The organism is Pedobacter sp. AC190 (genome assembly GCF_979258025.1).
Map to the genome: position 1 here is coordinate 3,340,833 of NZ_OZ409824.1, position 17,622 is coordinate 3,358,454.

A 17,622-nucleotide genomic window follows, 5' to 3' on the forward strand; every position below is an offset into this window, starting at 1 on the left:
AAATATGAATTCCCTAGTCGCTACCAAAACATCAACTGGTTTTTTCGAAAGAATTGTAATCAATGCATTATCGAAAATGCCTTTAGGTAAACTTGAAATGTCGCTTCCAAGCGGAGAAACGTTAGTTTTTGGCAACGGTGAGGATAAAATTTCGGCAAATATTCAGGTAAATCATCCCGATTTTTTTAAATCTATAGCTTTGTATGGCGATATTGGTTTCGGAGAAGGTTATACAGAAGGTCTTTGGGATACCAACAACATTACCAATGTTATTAAATGGGTAATTCTAAATATCGAAAATGCACCATCAGTTACAGGAAGCAAGGTAAAATCTGTAGCTCTTAATCTTTTTAAGTGGGTTAATAAACTTACTCATATTCGCAGAGCGAATACTTTGGCAGGTTCTCAGAAAAATATATCAGAACATTACGATTTAAATAATGATTTCTTTGCTACTTTTTTAGATAAAACCATGACTTACTCAAGTGGTTATTTTTTAAACGATGATTTAAATTTAGAAGAATCTCAATATGCAAAATACGATAGATTAGCCAGGCAGTTAAAAGTTAAATCTACAGATCATGTTTTAGAAATTGGGAGTGGCTGGGGCGGAAATGCAATATTTCTGGCCAAAAACTATGGTTGCAAAGTTACTTCGGTAACCATTTCAAAAGAACAACAAAAACTGGCTATTGAGCGTGTTAAGAAAGAAGGTTTGGAAGATAAAGTTTCGATCATAATTCAGGATTACCGAAAAATTGACGGCACATTTGATAAGATTGTTTCAATAGAAATGCTGGAAGCTGTCGGACATCAATATTTAGAAACCTATTTCGAAAAATGCCAGGAATTGTTAAAGCCAAACGGAATTTTTGCTTTTCAAGTAATTACTGCTCCCGATTCTCGCTATGATAAATTAAGAAATGGAGTAGATTGGATTCAGAAACACATATTTCCTGGATCGTTGTTGCCTTCTGTTGCTGCAATTAATAATGCCATTAACAATACAGGCGATTTAACTATGGTTGATTTGAAAGATATGGGTTTGGATTATGCCAAAACACTTCATCTTTGGTTTTTAGAATTTAATAAGAATTTAGATAAGGCAAAAGCATTGGGTTTTGATGAAGCCTTTATTCGCAAATGGAACTATTATTTAAACTACTGTGAGGCTGCTTTCGCCATGCGGAATATTAATGTAATGCAATTGGTTTATTCTAGACCGAATAATACCTCAAGATAGTTAAGATTCAATCATTCTAAAAAAAAAATATAAAATGGGTAATGAACTAAAAGTTTGTTACCCATTTTTTGTTTATAAATGATTCATTTTCAAATTCTGGTATTTTTTACCGAGAAAAACCTCACCTTTGCCGACCAAATTAACGCGGTGGCATAAAAAGTATTTTGCAGCTATGTAACAAAATGCACCTTGCGTAGACTAATTACAAAAGACTACTATTAAAATGAAACGAATTCTACTATTAACCTTCATCATTCTTGGAATATTTTTTAACGCAAACGCACAGTTTGGCATGGGTGGCGCTCAAAAGTCATCCGTTTTAGGCCGTGTTTCTATTACTGTTTTAGACTCGGTAACTAAAGCGCCTATAGATTACGCAACAATTTCTTTGATTTCTGTTAAAACAACAAAATCTGTTAACGGTGGTGTAACCGATGCTAAAGGAAAATTGGTGCTACAAAACATTGCACCAAACGATTATAAATTGCTAATTGGTTTTATGGGTTACAAAACAAAAACTGTTTTGGTAAGCACTACACCAGCCAAACCCGATTTTAACCTCGGTAATGTTTTTATATCATCAACAGAAAATAGTTTGGCAGAAGTTCAGGTTACAGGAACAAAAGCAGTTATCGAAAATAAAATCGATAGAATGGTTTATAACGCCGAAGCGGATGGAACAAATGCTGGTGGCGATGCAACAGATGTGATGCGTAAAGTACCGATGTTATCGGTAGATATGAACGGAAACGTTCAGCTACGTGGTGGTGCCGTTCGTGTTTTAATTAATGGAAAACCTTCTGGCACAATGGCAAGCAGCGTTGCTGATGCTTTAAAAATGATTCCTGCAGAGCAGATTAAAAGTGTTGAGGTAATTACAAGTCCATCAGCAAAGTATGATGCTGAAGGTTCTGGTGGTATTATCAATATCATAACAAAAAAATCTAATGCTCAGGGCGTTAGTGGTACGGTAAATGCTTCTGCTGGAACCCGCCAAAACAACGGCTCTTTCAACTTAACGGCTAAAACTGGTCGTTTAAGTGTAAATACAAGCTTGGGTACAAATTTAGCATACGCTCAAAATTCGAGAGTAGTTATTTTAAATCAAACAACATTAAATAACGGAAGTTTAAATAGCGTATCGCAAGATGGTTATTCTAAATGGAGCCGTCAGGGTTATAATGGTAGCTTAGGTTTAGATTACGATTTCAATGCTTATAACAACATCAGTACTAATGTTAAAATGAATAGTTTTTCTAACGGCGGTCCTGGTGCATCGAATTACATAATTAATGGCTTGCCAGCAACTAATGTTAGTGATATGGATATGACTTTTAATAACTTGGACTGGAATGTCGATTACAGAAAAACAAGCAAAAAAGAAGGAGAAGAATTTTCGATTTCTGCTCAGTTATCTAGCGGTCGTACACCAACAAGTTTTAGTAATATTCTTACCTCTGCAGCTTTCCCTGCGGGTTTCCAAACCATCAGTAATAATACTGGTAAAAATAACGAATATACCTTCCAAACAGATTATACCTATCCTTTTACTAAAACCACAACTTTAGAGGTTGGCGCAAAAGCTATCTTACGTGATATTAAAAGTCAGTTTGATAATGCTGCACAAGATTTTGAATATAACCAGGATGTTTCTTCCGTTTATGGTGTAGTTAGTTTCGAGCTTACTAAAAAATTGAAATTTAAAGGTGGTGTAAGAGGTGAGTACACGCAGATTGATTTCAACACACAAAATAGTGGTGTTCAGAAAAATGATTATTTTAATTTGTTCCCAAGTGCAATTTTATCGCAAACTTTAAAAGGTAATGCAACTTTAAAATTAAGCTATAACCGTCGTTTACAAAGACCAGGTCAATCCTATTTAAATCCGTTCCGTAACGAAAGCGATCAGTTTAATATCATGCAGGGTAACCCTCAGTTAAATCCTGAACTTAGTGATAACTTTGAATTAGGCTACAACACTTATATTAAAGGTTCAATTATCAATGCATCTGTCTTCTACCGTCGTACAGGTGGCGTAATCGAAAGTTCAATTTCGCCAATATCTGAAAACGGTACGAACAAAACTTATACTTCATACATTAACGTTGGTACAGCGCAAACTTACGGAATGAACGTTTTTGCATCTTACAATCCTAAACCAAAATGGACTTTAATGACTAACATTGGTTTAAACACATATGAGGTTACCAATACAGTATTAAATATTAGTACTGGAACATTCTTGAATTATAACATTTTCGGCCGTTCGGCTTATGGTTTTGGTAAAGGTTATAACTTTGAGTTATTTGGTGTTGTAAACTCTCCACGTAGAACCTATCAAGGTAAAACGGATGCGATGATTTTCTACGGCGCATCATTTAAGAAAGAAATCTTAAAGAAAAAAGGAAGCATTGGTATTAATACTTTGAATCCATTTAACCGCGATTTACATATTCAAACTGTTAATAATTCGGTTACTGCAACAGGTACCGTTTATCAAAGTCAGAATATTTACTACCCACTTCGTTCTTTTGGTGTTAACTTTAGTTATTCTTTCGGTAAGCTTAAATTTACAGAGAAGAAAAAAATTAAAAACGACGATACTAAGCAAGATCAACAGCAAGGTGGAATGGGCGGTGTTCAACAATAGATACCCAAATCATATAAAAAGTAAAGCCTTCGATTTTTATCGAAGGCTTTTTTTATGGCATAAATCTATAATTCAAGAAAAACAATTTATTTTTTCTTTACCTTTTTCAATATCATTAAACTCAGCGGATTCATTGGGTAGCCACTTATATTGTTTTGCAACATTACAACCGATTGATCGTAGAAAACAGGTATAACAGGTGAATAATCCATTACCATTTGGTCCATTTGGCGGTAGAGTTTAAATCTTTTTTCATTATCGGGCTCGTAGTAACTTTCTTCGAATAGTTTATCAAAATCTTTATTGTAAAAAGCAGTGTAGTTTGGCCCGTATGGAACCTTGTTTTTAGAATAAAACATCGACAGATAATTTTCGCCATCGGCGTAATCGGCAATCCAGCTTCCTCGAAAAAAGTTTACATTATTTTTCGACATTAAATCTCTTAAACTGGCACTCGGACTAACATCTATTTTAGTTTTGATACCAATGGCGTTTAATTCACCTTGAATAAATTCGATTAAATCCTTGTAAGTTGTAGTGGTATTCAAGGTAATTTCCGTTAAGCCTTTTCCTTCGGGAAAACCTGCTTCTACTAATAATTTTGCTGCAAGTTTAGGGTTGTAAGAATATCCACGTACAACAGCGCTATCAAAACCAGGCATTCCTTTTGGTATAAAACCAGATGTTGCGGGAATTCCAATTCCATTTCTTAAATACTTAATTAATTTATCTCTATCGATGGAATAATTAATGGCCTGCCTAACTTTCTTAAATCTTAATGGCGATTTTTTTACAACCTTTAAAGTTGTGTCAACTAAAATTCCAACATATTCTGTACATAAATAAGGCCCTTTTCTTAATGTAAATTTGCCTTTATACTTTGATGTCATTTTGCCGCTTTTGGTTAAAATATCATCGCGATAGCTACCATCAACGCTGTAGTAAAAATCTAAATCCTTTTTCAAAAAACTCATAAAACCGCTTTGCTTATCGGTAATAAAAGAAGCTTTTAGGGCATCGATATATGGTAGTCGGGTGCCAGTTGAATCTTTTTCCCAATAATTTTCGTTTTTTAAAAGCACTAATATTTCACCTTCTTTCCAGTACTTAAATTTAAACGGACCAGTTCCAACTGGATGACTTCTAAAATCCTTACCATAATGTTCTACTACCTCTTTGGGTACTACAGAACAGTATTGAGAAGTTAGTAAACTCATAAATGGCGGAAATGGGCGAACTAGTTTTATTTGAAATGTGGTATCGTTGACGGCAATAAAGTTACCTTGATCCTTTACTTTATCGCTAAAAATCCAACCTCCAGATGAAGCTACTTTTGGGTCGATTAAACGATAAAAACTATATGCAAAATCGCTGGCAACAACTTTTCTTCCCTTACCGTTTTCAAAAATAGGATCGTCTTGAAAGTAAACATCATTTCGAAGATTAAAAGTGTAGGTTAAAGCATCATCAGATATTTGCCAGGTTTTTGCAATACAAGGAACGGTTTGCAAAGTAGAATCGATTTGTACCAAGCCGTTAAAAATTTGGTTGGTCATCCAAATCGCATTTTGATTACGAGCAAAAGCAGGATCTAAAGAGGTTAAGCCCTGATCCAGATTAATATTAAAGGTTTTTTTATCTTTATTATTTGTTGGCTCTTTGCACGAAATGAAAATAATACTGCAAAAAAACCAAAATATATACTTAAATGAGCCTAGCATGAAAAGGATTGTTATTTTTGCACAAATTAATAAATTTAATGCAGATGTCTTTTTTAAACGATTTATTTATTGGCTTGGATGCCAGCAAGCAAGAAGATTTACAGGAACGTTTAGATATTGTTGAGCACAAAATTAAGTTTATGGATAAAATGCCTGTTGCCTTACTCGATGTTAGCAACAATCCAAGCTATTTTTTGTCGGAAGAAATTGCCCTTGCAGGCGGAATGATCGAATCAGATATTTTAAGTGCTGCATTTGTTATTTATTACCAACCAGGAAAAACACTAACCGATTTAATGCGTGAAGTGCCATCAGTTTTAGATGCCGATTGGCAGGCAGTAAAAAATAATCGTATTATATTATTAAACGATGATGTTAATCGCGAACGCTCTGCCGAAAATGCAGTTTCCTTAATAGAAGATATGGCCGAAATGCTTCACCCAGGTTCTTTTATCTTTGGTCACGAAGGGGATAAATGGATTAGGTTTGGAGCCTGATAAAATGTTTGTTGCTTATTGAAGTTGTCATTCAAGAAAACATCATTTAAATTTCAGCATAAAGAATAATAAATTAATAATCCAGTCAACGATGAAAAAGTTCTTTGCCATCTCTACGCTTTTATTTTCCTTTTTATTTGTCCATTCGCAGGTTGTACCAAATTTAACTGCTGAAGTCGCAGAAAAGCTTTCAAAAATGCCAATGGGTTGCATTATTCAGGAATTTCCAAATAAAACATCGCACGTAGCTAATACAGCAGTTGATGGAAGGTTGCTGCCAAGCGAATTGCATCCAGCATTTTACGGTTGCTTAGATTGGCATAGTTCGGTTCATGGACATTGGATGCTTTTAAGGTTGTTGAAAACAATCCCTGATCTTAAAAATAAATCAGAAATAATTGCGCAGTTAAATAAAACTTTTATGCCAGAAAAAATGCTTGCAGAGGCCGAATATTTTACCAAATATCAGGTTGCCAATACTTACGAACGCACTTATGGCTGGGCGTGGTTACTAAAGCTAGATCAGGAATTATACACCTGGGATAATCCAGATGCCAAGAAATGGTATGCCGCTTTACAGCCTTTAACTAAACAAATTTTAACACTTTGGAAGGCTTATTTACCTAAACAAACCTATCCGAACAGAACTGGCGTGCATCCAAATACTGCATTTGGTTTGGTGTTCGCCTTAGATTGGGCTAGGACATTCAAAGACACGGCTTTCGAAAAACAAATTGACGATAAAGCAAAAGCATTTTATTTAGACAATACCTCAACTCCAGCCTATTTAGAACCCGATGGTTCTGATTTCTTTTCGCCAAGTTTAGAAATAGCCGATTTAATGCGTCGGGTTTTACCGAATGCACAATTTGTAAGCTGGCTTAATAAATTCTACGAGGAGCGAAGCCTAAAACGCATCAGCGATTTGCCTGTTATTAGTGATATAAATGATTATCAAGGCGTTCATTTGGTTGGTTTGTCGTTTACAAGAGCCTGGTGTATGAAAGGAATTGCGAAAGATTTACCCAAAAACCATAAATTAAAGAAACATTTTGAAGTAACTGCTGACAAGTTTTTAGCTAACGCCTTACCCCTGGTTTTTGCGGGCAATTATGGTGGTGATCATTGGCTAGCATCTTTTGCGGTATATGCGCTTGAATAGCCAATAATAATCATGTCTTTCTGAGCTTTTCGGAATTCGTTTATTTAAAGATTTCTAATTTTTGGTCGGTAACCGCACACACCGAAATATTTTTTTGTTTTGAAAATCAAGCTTCGGTGCTTATCGGTTTCGAAAGTCCTGTTATTCGCTTTACTCGCCCCTGAAAAAATCGGGCTTCGTGTTCACTGTTACCAGGTTTATTTTATAAAAGACTGTGTTTCAGAATAAAAAACCCCTCTTTTCCGTAAATACTAAACCTTTAAAATTTTTATTTAATGCAGAAAACTGAGTTTTTAAACACGGTTGTAGCGGTACCCTGCAGCAAGGAGGCACGACGAAGCGAAGCGTACAAGCGAAAAACGGGACTAACAATAAAATGAAATGCAGGCTGTGCTTTTCAAATGATTAAGAAGCGATTGACTTGAATAAAAGATTGAATGCGGTTAGAATTTAATAAACTTCTCGATCTGTTCGTTGGTAAATTTAATGGTATCTTCTTTAATTAAATTGCCATCTGTATCTAACTCGGTTTTGATATTAGGAATGTGAATACGTAAAGGTAAAATGTGAAGATGGATGTAATGGCAAACGCCTGTAAAATGATCTACGCCGCGGATATTGCCATATTTGCCAGATGATAAACCAACAAGGGCCGTTTTTTTATCGTAGAAGCTATCTGGGAAATTGCAGGCATCGATAAGTACTTTTAAAACACCAGGATAGCTGCCGTTATATTCGGGCATTACGAAAAGGAATTTATCCGTATTCGAAATTAAATCCTGAATTTTTTGGAAAGCAGTAGACCTTTTACCGAACATATCTGTATTTAAAACATCAACAGGTAAGTGCTCCAAACTGAACAAGTTAGATTCTACACCTTTTTGTTTAAGTTGCTGCTGGTAATATTTAGCAACTTTCAGCGTATTGCTATTGGGTCTGTTGGTGGCGGCAATTATAGTAATCATGCTTAAATTGTTAATAAGATGTGCAAAACCCGAATGCCCTTATTGCTAAAATTACCATATAGTTTGTATCTTAGCTGATTGAGAAAAAGGGCGTAAACAACGCAAAAATAGAACTTTTTGCCGATTAAAAGGCATGAAATAAAAACGTCCAACGTAAACGTAGAGTAAATTTCGGATATATAGATGAGCAAAATTATTGCATTAGCAAATCAAAAAGGTGGTGTTGGTAAAACAACTTCATCTATAAACCTGGCTGCGAGTTTAGCCGTATTAGAATACAAAACTTTATTGGTAGATGCTGATCCTCAGGCAAATTCAACTTCAGGCATCGGTTTTGATCCACGAAATATAAAAGATAGTATCTACGAATGTATCATCAATGATATCGACCCTTTACAGGCGATTCAGAAAACTGATACACCGAATTTAGATTTACTTCCTGCTCACATCGATTTAGTAGGTGCAGAAATTGAGATGATTAACCTCAATAATCGCGAGTATAAAATGAAAGCGGTTTTAGAGAAAATTAAAGATCAGTATGATTTCATTATAATCGATTGTTCTCCATCTTTAGGTTTAATTACCATAAATGCGCTAACAGCAGCCGATTCTGTAATTATTCCTGTTCAGTGCGAGTATTTTGCATTGGAAGGTTTGGGTAAATTACTGAATACAATTAAAATTGTACAAAACCGTTTAAATCCTGAATTAGAGATAGAAGGTATTTTATTAACGATGTACGATGTTCGTTTACGTTTATCGAACCAGGTTGTAGAAGAAGTACGGACACATTTCCATGAATTGGTTTTTGATACCATTATACAACGTAATACCCGTTTAAGCGAGGCGCCTAGTTATGGTGTATCGGTAATTATGCATGATGCAAATTGTAAAGGAGCGATTAATTACCTTAATCTTGCCCGCGAAATTGTTAAGAAAAACGGTTTGTTAAAAGAAGAAGAAAACATAGATACAGCAACTTTATAAATTTATAGATGACATCTTTTCAGCGAAAAACAGGTTTAGGAAGAGGGTTAAGTGCGCTTTTAGATGATAGCGAATCTTCTCATCCGCCGAAACAGCAGGTAAATGCTGTTAGCGAAACCGAGCAGATTGGTAATATCAGTCACGTAAGTTTAACGGAAGTTGAAACCAATCCATACCAGCCACGTACCGAATTTGATCAGGTTGCATTGAACGAGCTTGCAGATTCTATTAAAGTGCAGGGCTTAATTCAGCCAATTACGGTTAGAAAACTTGGTGCAAATAAATACCAGTTAATTTCTGGCGAACGTAGGTTCAGAGCTTCGAAGTTGGCAGGTTTAACTCAAATTCCAGCTTATATTCGAAGTGCTAACGACCAGCAGATGTTGGAAATGGCTCTTATCGAAAATATTCAGCGTGAAAATTTAAATGCAATAGAAGTTGCTTTAAGTTTTCAGCGAATGATTGATGAGGTTGGATTAAAACAAGAGCAATTGGGCGAAAGAGTTGGTAAAAACCGTACAACGGTAACTAACTACCTTCGTTTATTAAAGCTTCCACCAGTAATTCAGGCATCTATTCGCGATCAAAGAATTTCTATGGGGCACGCAAGAGCATTAATTAATGTAGATGGCGTAGATAAACAGTTATTTATTCATCAAGAGATTTTAGAAAAAGGTTTGTCGGTTCGTAAAGTCGAAGAGTTGGTTCGTAACTTGCATCATTTGCCTTTGAAAACTGAAAAACCTAAAGAAAAATCAGCTTCATTTCAATATCAAAAATTACAAGATGATTTGGCTTCTAAATTTGCAACTCGTGTAAAATTAAAGGTTACTCAAAATGGTAAAGGTGCTATTGAGATTCCTTTTGTAAGCGATGATGACTTAAATAGAATTTTAGAGTTATTAGATTGGTAATGCTGAAATTAAAGCGTTTAATAATTTTTTCTATACTTACTTTCTGTATGGCAAATCTGGCTTTGGGCCAGGTTAAAGATACATTATTAAGGCCTGCAGATACAATAAAAACTACTCCGATAAGAGCAGTTAGAATAGATTCTTCTAATAAAAAAGCCGATACGATAAAGCAGAAATATGTAAATCCAGGTAAGGTTGCAGGGAGGAAAGCGATTTTCAGATCTCTAATTATTCCAGGATGGGGACAATTATATAACAATCAGCTTTTAAATGAAAAGTTGAATGCCAAAGGCGAAAAAACAGGCCATTTTTGGCAGAGAACTTATACCCTAGGTAAGGTTGGGTTAATTTATGGTGGTTTTACGGCATTAACCTTATCTTATATCGAAAGCCGTAAAAATTATAATATTTTCTTAAAAGAAGCGCAGTTTAGAGCCAAAAATCCTGGACAAAAGGAAAATCCAGATATAGCAAGATACGATGATACGAATGTGTTAAATGCTCAATCGATTTACAAAAGAAATAGCCAAATTGTAATATTTTCTTACTTTGCAGTTTATGCGGTAAATGTTGTTGATGCTTATGTTGCAGCAAGGTTGAATTATTTTAATATTGACGATACAATCTCATTTAAAATCAGTCCGACATTAATAAATAATCCAAATATGATGTATGGTTTTAACGGATCTCCTGCATTAAAACTATCTTTAAGATTTTAAACCAATAACAATAAAACTAAAATATTACTCAATGAAAATTGCGCTTTTAGGATATGGTAAAATGGGCCAGATTATAGAGAAATTTGCTCTGGAACGCGGTCACGAAATCGTTTTAAAAATTTCAATCGATAATCAGGAAGAACTCACCCGTCAAAATTTAAAAGCAGCCGATGTTGCGATAGATTTTAGCACACCAGATTCTGTACTGAATAATATAAATATTTGTTTTGATGCAAATGTGCCAGTAGTGGTAGGTACAACTGGTTGGTATGGTAAATTACAGGAAGTTAAAAATGAATGTAATAGTAGTAACAATACGCTACTTTATGGGTCTAATTTTAGTATTGGCGTTAATTTGTTCTTTAAACTGAACCAAACTTTAGCAAAGCTGATGAATAATTATCCAGCTTATGAGGTTCAGGTAGAAGAAATTCACCATACCCAAAAACTAGATGCACCAAGCGGTACAGCGATTACAATTGCAGAAGGTATAGTAGATCATCTGGATAGAAAATCGGAATGGCTAAATGAAGTTGTAGGTACAGATGTAGATTTGTTTCCTAAGGCAGAACAATTACTTATCGAATCGCACAGAATAGAAAATATTCCAGGCACACATACCGTAATTTACAGTAGCGAAGTTGATGAGATTGAAATTAAGCATACAGCGCATAGCAGAGCTGGTTTCGCTTTAGGCGCAGTTGTGGCGGCCGAGTGGTTGAAGGACAAAAAAGGATTTTTCAGTATTACTGATATTTTTGAATAGAAAGTTAAAGATTGCGGCGGAAAAGAAAAATGCTGAAATCTAAAATGGAATCAGATAAACGTTAATCGGTTTAATTAATTTAAACCGTTAAAATTAATATATATGAATTACAAATTCTGGCAGAAGAAAAAGGATGCCGATAAAAAGAAAAAAACCAAAACCCGCGAGTGGGTAGACGCAATTGTATTTGCAGTTGTGGCTGCAACAATTATCAGGGTGTTTTTTATTGAAGCTTACACAATTCCTTCTGGTTCGATGGAACGTTCTTTGTTAATTGGGGATTTTCTTTTCGTAAGTAAAGTTAATTATGGTGCTCGTGTGCCAATGACTCCAGTTGCTTTTCCTTTTGCTCATCACACGATGCCATTAACAACCTCTACAAAAGCTTATTGGGATGGCGTTCAGTGGAAATATCGTCGTTTACCAGGTTTATCAGAAGTTAAAAGAAATGATGTTGTGGTATTCAATTTCCCAGAAGGAGATACCGTTGCGGTCGAAAATCAGGTTCCAAGTTATTACGATTTAGTTCGGCAATACGGAAGGGCTTCAATTCATAGCCAGTTTACTATAATTAGCAGGCCGGTTGATAAAAGAGAAAATTTTATTAAACGCTGTATTGGTATTGGAGGTGATGTGATCAGTATGAAAAACGGTATAGCCAATGTTAATGGCAAGGATGAACCGTTAAAAAATACAGGCATGATGCCTTACATTATTCAGTTCAAAACCATGGATTTCAATTACAGTGTATTTGATGATTTGAATTTGAAAATGGGTGATGCGCAGCCGATTGCTGCAAATACTTACAGTGTAGAAATATCGCCAGAAATGGCTGATGAAATAAGGGCATTTGATTTTGTTAAGTCGGTGAAAATGACGGCTGCAACAGCAACTGAAATTGAACCAGGAGGTACATTCCCTCACGATCCAAATCGTGTTTGGAACAGAGATAATTTTGGACCAATAAAAATACCTGCAAAAGGATGGACCGTAAATATTGATAGCAATACAATGCCTTTATACTACAGGGCTATTAGAACATACGAAGGTAATAAGGTAGAACAGAAGGGTAAAGATTGGTATATCAATGATAAACTAGCGACTTCTTATACTTTCAAAATGAATTATTATTGGATGATGGGTGATAATCGCCATAATTCAGCAGATTCTCGTTATTGGGGTTTTGTACCAGAAGACCACATTGTTGGTAAAGCGTTATTTATTTGGATGAGTTGGGATAGTGAAGGGTCTTTCTTGCACAAAATACGCTGGAGTAGATTGCTTAGAGGAATTCATTAAGAATTAACCACAAAAAAAACATAACAAAAAGGCTTAAAGAGATTTAAGCCTTTTTTATTTGGAAAAAAACTTTTAAAAAAAATTATTAAGTATGCCATTCTTTTGTTAAAAATTATTAAGTTTGCCAATAAACCAAATAAAAATGTCTGTAATAATTGAAAAAAATCAACGTCTTCGGGCAGATATTATCAAGCATCTTTATTACAAAAGAACGTTATCGTTGACGGATTTGAGTAAGCTTACCAAAAAAAGCTTGCCATTGGTTACCTCTATTGTAAATGGTTTAATAGCAGAGAATTATATCATCGAGCAAGGCTTAGCGCCATCAACAGGTGGCCGAAGAGCGTCAATTTACCTGCTTAATCCGAATCATAAAAAGTTTATCGTTGCAGTAGCAATGGATCAGTTAATTACCAGATTAAACATTTACGATTTATCTCGTAATGTGGTAATTCCAACGCAGTATCTGGATTTTAACATGTCTAAAGATAATAGTGATGTAAAAACACTTATCGATTTCGTAAACAAAAGCATTAATGAATCAAATATCAGCCGAAAAGATATTATAGGTGTAGGTGTTGGGATGCCTGGTTTCGTAAATGCTGAGCTAGGCGTTAATTCATCCTATCTCCCTGTAAAGGATGGCTCTACATTACGCGAATACCTTACTGCAGAAATAAAACTTCCAGTTTATATTGATAATGACTCGAGTTTAATTGCTTTAGCAGAATTGAATTTTGGTGAAGCTGTTGATCTAAAAGACGTGATGGTTGTTAACATTGGCTGGGGAACTGGATTGGGAATTATTGTGAACGGGCAATTATACCGAGGAAGTAGCGGTTATGCAGGTGAATTCAGTCATATTCCATTGTCAGATAGTAATAATTTATGTTCTTGTGGCAAACGAGGCTGCTTAGAGGTTGATACTTCATTATTGGTGATGGCAGAAAAGGCAGAGAAAGCCTTGTCAGAAGGTGCTGCATCAAGCATGAAGATTCTTTTTCAGGATAAAAGCAAGCAGCCCAGAGATCACTTTTTAGATGCCGTTAATGCGCAAGATCCGCTGGCTATAAGCATAGCTTCTCAAGCGGGCTTTCAAATTGGAAAAGGGTTGGCAACCTTGATGCATATTTTAAATCCGGAATGCATTGTTTTAAGTGGAAGAGGAGCTAAAGTTGGAAAAATGTTATTGCCATCAATTCAACAAGCTATAAACCAATTTTGCATGCCACGGATATCAGAATTAACAACGATCAAATTATCAACCCTTACTGATGAAGCAGAATTATTAGCGGCAGCAAGTTTAATAGTAGAATACAGTCAATTTGAATGATAATATAATTTAATTAATAAAATATGGAGAAATAAAAAACCGCAATGAATACCCCCTTAAACAAAACTAATCAAACAATAACCTAATTAAATATGAAAAAAATGTACTTAAGATGCTTAAGTATGTTATTGTTAGTCTTATCAACAATAACAGTTTTTGCACAGAAGAATATCACTGGAACAGTGAAAGATGCATCGGGATCACTACCTGGTGTTAGTGTTTCTATTAAAGGAACAACCAAAGCAACGCAAACGGATGCTCTGGGTAAATTCACCATTTCTGTAAACTCGAACGAAATAGTTGTTTTTACCGCAATTGGATATATTAAACAAGAAATTCCTTTTAACAATCAGTCAACACTAAATATTGTATTAAAGGAAAGTGCTAACCAACTTGACGATGTAAACATTGTAACTACAGCTTTGGGTATTAAGAGACAAGAAAAATCTCTTGGTTACGCAGTAAGTACCGTTACAGCGAAACAATTAACGGAAGCTGGTAATACCAATTTTGCCTCTGCATTATATGGTAAAGCTGCTGGTGTTAAAATTACAACTGCACCAGGTGGTGCAAGTAGCGCTGTAAATGTTCAAATTCGTGGTATTAACTCAATTAACTATAATCAACAGCCGCTTTATGTTGTTGATGGAGTAATGATCAGAAATGATGGACAGAATGGTGCAGCTGGAGCAAATAACAATAACTATTGGGATGATCAACGTGTTCGTGGTAATGGTATTTTGGATATTAACCCAGCAGATATCGAAAGCTTAACGGTATTAAAAGGCGCAAGTGCATCTGCACTATACGGCTCCGATGCTGGAAGTGGCGTTGTTGTTATTACCACAAAGAAAGGTTCAAAAAACAGAGGTCTTGGTATTGATTTTAATTATCAAGGTTCTATGGACAAAGTTGCTTTTCTACCTAATTTTCAAAACACCTACGGTCCTGGTTACGATAGAGAAACTAACGTAGCTAACGGTGCAAATGAAGAAGGATGGATTGCAGATCCACTTTCTCCAACAGGTTTAAGACCATATTTCAGAGCTTACGCTAACTTTGGTCCTAAAATGGATGGTCAGCAGGTAAGATGGTGGGATGGTTCTATTCGTTCTTATTCTCCTCAGCCAAACAACTATAGAGATGTTTATCAAACAGGTTACACTTCGAATGCGAATGTTGCAATATCTAATCAAACTGAAGCATTAAACTATCGTTTTTCGGCTTCAAGACTCGATTACAAAGGAACTCAACCAGGAAATACAGGCTCTAAAAATTCTTTCAACTTAAACTCAACAGTTAAGTTAGCACCTAAATTATCTGCTGATGTTATTGTTAGTTATGTTAATACTAAAACCAGAAACAGACCATATCAATTGGGACAAGTTTTAGGTTCATTTGCTGGTTTCTTTAGCCGTGCTGAAGATATGGGTTTAATGAAAGAAAAATACCAAACCAGTAACGGTTATAAATATTCAACTTTCGATCAAACAGCTCGCCCTGAGCCATTTGTTTATAATATTAGAGCAACAAACTTATTAGACTTTTACTGGCAACAGTTAAAAAATACTTACGACGAGAATGAAAACAGATTATTATCTAGTTTTACTTTGAATTATGATTTTGCTAAAAATTTAAAATTCAGAGGTCGTATTGGTAATGACTATACAGGTGTTAAAGCCGAAAATCGTCAGTTTACTGAAATTCCAAGCGCATTAAATGGCAATACAAGCACTGGTTCTTATACAACTAGTCAAGGTCAGTATTCGATATTATACGGAGATGCATTGGTAACTTATTCTAATAAAATTGGAGAAGATTTTAATGTTTCTTTAAGTGGTGGTTATCAAGGTAGAAAAGAAACCTATAAAGACTTGAGATCAAATACAAGAGACGGTTTGGTAACTGAAAACTTCTTTGCTTTATCAAACTCATTCGGTGTAGCTGAAACTACAGAATCTCGTAAAGAGCAATTAAAATACGCTTACTTAGGTTTATTAAACCTAAGCTATAAAGATTTCTTATTTGTAGAGGGTACAGCACGTCAGGAGTATGTATCTACACTACCTCCTGCAAATAATCAATATTCTTACTATTCGGTTAATGGTGGTTTTGTATTCAGCGATTTGTGGCAATTACCTAAATTCTGGTCATATGGTAAATTAAGAGCATCTTACGGTGTTGTAGGTAACGCGCCTCCAGTATATGAATCAAATATCTCTTATACTCAAACTTCTTTGCAAACGATAAACGGATCCGTTCCTTCAATTATTTCAGCACGATCTTACGGAAACTTAGGTTTGTTGCCAGAGAAAAAACATGAGGCTGAGTTTGGTTTGGAAACACGTTTTCTTAACGGTAGATTAGGTTTAGATGTAAGTTATTACGATAACAAAATTAAAAACCAGATTTTACCATTAGATGTAAGTTCTACAAACGGTGCCCAAACCCAAATTGTAAACGTTGGCGAAATAGGAAACAGAGGTTTTGAATTAGCTTTAAACGCTACTCCAATAGCAGGGAAGTTTAGATGGGATACAAGGTTTAACTTTTCTACTAACAAATCAAAAGTAAATTCATTAAAGGACGCAGATTCTGAAATCAATTTCTATAATTCAGATCAATCTACAGCTAAAATTGTTGCAAGAGCAGGTGAAGAATTGGGTAACATTTATATCCGTCCTAGAAAAACAGATGCTAGCGGAAACAATTTAATTAATGATGACGGTTTTTATGTAATGGATAACTCTGTTTATGTTAAAGCGGGTAATATCATGCCTAAAGCAGTCGGTGGATTTTCGAATACATTTAGTTACGGTAACGTTGCTTTAGATTTTACAATTGATTATCGTTTTGGTGGCAAAATGATTGCACCTAACTTAAAATATATGCGTGGAGCAGGTATGTTAGAAAACTCAATGGAGTTTAGAGATGCCGATAATGGTGGTTTACGTTACACTAGTAATGGTAAAACCTATAATGATGGTGTATTATTACAAGGCGTTAATGAAACTACAGGTTTGCCAAATACAAAAGTTCTTTCTGCAGCTGATTACTATTTAACAACTTTTAATTGGGGTGAAGGATCTTTAACTGAGGCTGAAATCTTTAAAAATAATTATATTAAGATGCGTGAAATTACCTTGACTTATAAAATCCCAGCCACTTTTACAAAAAAGATTGGTATTTCAAATCTTCGTTTTTCATTAATCGGACGTAACTTGTTTTACATCCACCGTACTTTAAAAGATTTAGATCCTGAGGCACCTCTAGGCAATAAATGGTGGTCGCAAGGTGTTGACGTAGGTTCTACAGCAGCATCGAGAAATTTTGGATTCTCATTAAACGCAAACTTTTAATCAGCTA

13 protein-coding genes are annotated in these 17,622 nt (G+C 35.1%); 11 read left to right on the forward strand and 2 right to left on the reverse strand.

Features of this window, described 5'->3' with window-relative positions; all coding sequences use genetic code 11:
• Window positions 1-4 precede the first annotated feature (4 nt).
• A complete protein-coding gene (locus ACZZZI_RS14785) occupies window positions 5-1,243 on the forward strand; it encodes a cyclopropane-fatty-acyl-phospholipid synthase family protein (protein ID WP_344767366.1) in 1,239 nt (412 codons plus the stop codon).
• A 223-nt stretch (window positions 1,244-1,466) separates the two neighbouring features.
• A complete protein-coding gene (locus tag ACZZZI_RS14790; protein ID WP_316756581.1) occupies window positions 1,467-3,893 on the forward strand; it encodes a TonB-dependent receptor domain-containing protein in 2,427 nt (808 codons plus the stop codon).
• An 86-nt stretch (window positions 3,894-3,979) separates the two neighbouring features.
• Here the strand turns inward: ACZZZI_RS14790 and ACZZZI_RS14795 are convergent, their stop codons facing one another.
• Complete coding sequence (locus tag ACZZZI_RS14795) at window positions 3,980-5,614, reverse strand: ABC transporter substrate-binding protein (protein WP_463489862.1); 1,635 nt, start codon at window positions 5,612-5,614, stop codon at window positions 3,980-3,982.
• A gap of 44 nt (window positions 5,615-5,658) precedes the next feature.
• Between ACZZZI_RS14795 and ACZZZI_RS14800 the strand changes: the two genes are divergently transcribed.
• Together ACZZZI_RS14800 and ACZZZI_RS14805 are read left to right on the forward strand one after the other, a co-directional pair.
• Entirely contained in the window at window positions 5,659-6,111 is a 453-nt protein-coding gene (locus ACZZZI_RS14800) for a substrate-binding domain-containing protein (protein ID WP_316756585.1), read from the forward strand.
• Window positions 6,112-6,202: 91 nt separating this feature from the next.
• Entirely contained in the window at window positions 6,203-7,273 is a 1,071-nt protein-coding gene (locus tag ACZZZI_RS14805; RefSeq protein WP_463489863.1) for a DUF2891 domain-containing protein, read from the forward strand.
• Window positions 7,274-7,716: 443 nt separating this feature from the next.
• On the opposite strand, the gene ACZZZI_RS14810 is transcribed toward ACZZZI_RS14805, so the two are convergent.
• Window positions 7,717-8,238, reverse strand: a complete 522-nt coding sequence (locus tag ACZZZI_RS14810; protein ID WP_316756592.1) for an NADPH-dependent FMN reductase — start codon at window positions 8,236-8,238, stop codon at window positions 7,717-7,719.
• A gap of 183 nt (window positions 8,239-8,421) precedes the next feature.
• On the opposite strand from ACZZZI_RS14810, the gene ACZZZI_RS14815 reads away from it, so the two are divergent.
• From ACZZZI_RS14815 to ACZZZI_RS14845, 7 genes are all read left to right on the forward strand, one after another.
• Entirely contained in the window at window positions 8,422-9,225 is an 804-nt protein-coding gene (locus tag ACZZZI_RS14815) for a ParA family protein (RefSeq protein ID WP_056870038.1), read from the forward strand.
• Window positions 9,226-9,233: 8 nt separating this feature from the next.
• Window positions 9,234-10,139, forward strand: coding sequence for a ParB/RepB/Spo0J family partition protein (locus ACZZZI_RS14820; RefSeq protein ID WP_316756598.1), 906 nt, complete (start codon window positions 9,234-9,236; stop codon window positions 10,137-10,139).
• Window positions 10,139-10,858 carry a DUF5683 domain-containing protein gene (locus ACZZZI_RS14825; protein ID WP_316756600.1) on the forward strand — a complete coding sequence of 240 codons (720 nt, stop codon included), beginning with the start codon at window positions 10,139-10,141 and terminating at the stop codon, window positions 10,856-10,858. The genes ACZZZI_RS14820 and ACZZZI_RS14825 overlap by 1 nt, the downstream gene beginning before the upstream one ends.
• A gap of 31 nt (window positions 10,859-10,889) precedes the next feature.
• Complete coding sequence (gene dapB, locus ACZZZI_RS14830; RefSeq protein WP_463489864.1) at window positions 10,890-11,624, forward strand: 4-hydroxy-tetrahydrodipicolinate reductase; 735 nt, start codon at window positions 10,890-10,892, stop codon at window positions 11,622-11,624.
• A gap of 102 nt (window positions 11,625-11,726) precedes the next feature.
• On the forward strand, window positions 11,727-12,923 hold the full coding sequence (gene lepB, locus ACZZZI_RS14835) for a signal peptidase I (RefSeq protein WP_316756605.1): 1,197 nt from the start codon (window positions 11,727-11,729) through the stop codon (window positions 12,921-12,923).
• 142 nt (window positions 12,924-13,065) lie between these two features.
• On the forward strand, window positions 13,066-14,256 hold the full coding sequence (locus tag ACZZZI_RS14840) for an ROK family protein (protein WP_316756607.1): 1,191 nt from the start codon (window positions 13,066-13,068) through the stop codon (window positions 14,254-14,256).
• Between the two features lie 122 nt (window positions 14,257-14,378).
• A complete protein-coding gene (locus ACZZZI_RS14845; protein ID WP_463489865.1) occupies window positions 14,379-17,615 on the forward strand; it encodes a SusC/RagA family TonB-linked outer membrane protein in 3,237 nt (1,078 codons plus the stop codon).
• Window positions 17,616-17,622 lie beyond the last annotated feature (7 nt).